The sequence below is a fragment of the Ureibacillus thermosphaericus genome, from assembly GCF_012396605.1.
Classification (GTDB): Bacteria; Bacillota; Bacilli; order Bacillales_A; family Planococcaceae; genus Ureibacillus; species Ureibacillus thermosphaericus.
The window spans coordinates 1-2434 of the sequence record NZ_JAAXPW010000067.1 but is presented as its reverse complement, the minus strand read 5'-3'; the positions used below and the strand labels follow the sequence as shown (position 1 = coordinate 2434).

General features: G+C 35.9%; 1 protein-coding gene. It reads right to left on the bottom strand.

Annotated elements, in window-relative coordinates:
• Positions 1-168 precede the first annotated feature (168 nt).
• A complete protein-coding gene (locus HF990_RS14705) occupies positions 169-1566 on the bottom strand; it encodes a hypothetical protein (protein WP_096551106.1) in 1398 nt (465 codons plus the stop codon).
• Positions 1567-2434: the final 868 nt, after the last annotated feature.

Here is a 2434-nt window from a genome sequence, read left to right as displayed (position 1 = left end):
GTTTGCCGCTCGCTTCCTTCAGATTCCGCGTCACCACGGACACCCTTGCGTTAAGCTAACTGTTACTTCTGCCTTCACAGTTCGGGACTTACACCCTATAGATTACACCCATGCCAGGCGCACTAAAGAAAGAAACCGCAACGTTTGTTATACGGTTTCTTTCTTTATTTATATTAAAAACATCGCAACAATTGTCGTCACAAATAATCCAATTACTACTGGAATTAAGTTTCTTCTAGCCAACTCAAATGGACTGACATTACAGATTGCTGCTGCTGGAATTAAAGCCCATGGTACTAAAGTTCCACCACCAACATAAATGGCTGCAATTTGACCTAATGCTGTAAGAGTAGCAGTTCCTTCACCAATCACTGTACCAAATAGATTAGCAATCGAACCTACTAACGAAATACCAGAAAATCCGGAGCCATCTAACCCTGTAATTGCGCCAACTCCTGCAACTGTCACTGCAGCAATTTCAGCGGTTAAAGGCACAACCGCTGCTAGTGCGACCCCTAAATCATTAATGATGCCTTGAGATCCTTCTGGTAAATGATTGCCGATGATTTGAGTAAATCCAGAATCTCCTAAATAGAAGAATGCGGCAATTGGAATAACAGGACCAAACACTTTAAAACCAAATTGGAAACCTTGAATTAAATAACTTGTCGTTTTTTCTAGTCCAGCATTTTTATGGGCAAACATTGAAAGGAGTAATAGAAGTGCTAACGTTGTTCCACCAATTAATGCTGTCGCATCTCCACCAGTTAAATCAAATATAGACATAGCCACTACATTTAATAAGAAGGCAATTGGTATCAATATCGCAAATATTCGCTTTTGTCTCATCGATAAAAGATTTGTGTCAACCTCTTCTTGTTCCTGAGTTTCACCATCAAAATTTCCAATCATGTCAATCGTACCGCGCTTCATATCCCGTTTTAACAATAGAAATGCTACAACTGTCGTAACAATCCCCATCACAATCACTAGAGGAATGCTTGCAGAAATGACTTCGTGAACCGGAAGTCCAGCTGCATCGGCTGTTAATTTCGGCGCTCCTTGAATAACAAAGTCACCAGAGAGGGCAATACCGTGGCCAAACAAGTTCATTGCCATCGCAACACCTAGAGCGGGGAGTCCAGCACGAATAGCAACAGGCAACAAAACAGCACCAAGTAATGCAACAGCTGGGGAAGGCCAGAAAAACCAAGAAATTAGCATCATTAAAATTCCGATTGTCCAAAACGCTAAAGTTGGATTCTTTATAATTTTTGCAAATGGGGAAACCATCACTTCATTAATGCCCGTTTTCAGTAAAACGCGGCTCATGGCAACAATGACACAAATGATGATGATGGTCGATAATAACTCGGTGATGGCATAAATGAAGCTTGAAAACACTTTGCTGATGGAAGCAACGAAATCTCCGGTTGCTGTAATAGACAGCAAAAAAATACCCACTATACAAATTAATGTAGTGTCCCGGCGTTTCACCATAAAGCCGATGATCAATACAATAAACACAACATAGATCCAATGTAGTGCCGTCAACTCAATTCCCATAGTTCACTTCCCTCAATTTATTTTTTGTCTAGAATATGAGGCAAATGACTAATGGGTGTGTGCTTAGAATATTCATTCGATATATTTTGTCTTATATATGTTTTTGTGTAAACAAATTAAATAGAAATGGAATTTATTGATAAGGAATCAATAAATGAGCAGTTAGGATATTGATAACCATTCAGAAAATTTTCATGAATTCTCTTTAGTTTCATTTTTTGTATGACTGTTCTATAATTAAATTATAAGTAAAAAATTGGAACAACAAACATTGAAAATGCCATCATAATCAACTAATAGAATGTACCATTAAATCTAAAGATGAAAACGGTTACATAGCTTTGCAATTAAAAAGGAACTATTAAGGTATTTTTGAATATTATACTGTTTATCATATTACTCCTCTCATAGAAGTTCAGCAATCTCCTAGATCATTAAAAATTGAAAGCATATTATTGTTGTTATGCATATCTTTTTTAAAAACTTCTTGTGGTAAGTTTATGCGAAGTCCATAGTTAGATGTTCAGCAATGTTATTTGGAGTCATAACTAAAAACATTTCACTAAGGAGGAAAACGATGATTTACTATGAAGTAATTTGTTCTAGCTGCAAACAAAAATTTAATTTATATGAGGGGTCTTTAAAATATCAATTATTTAAGGAAAATAAGAGTAAAATTTTCCGCTGCGAAGAATGTGAGAGAAGATTACGAATGGATGCAATAAAATTTATTTATTATTCATCACTAGCGTCGCATTAAAATAATTTAACACCTTCAAATAAACCGAATTTTCTGAAATATAATCTAAACACAAAAAAATCCTTTATAATGGTTGGGTGGTAGTAAACCATCCAAATCCAATACAAA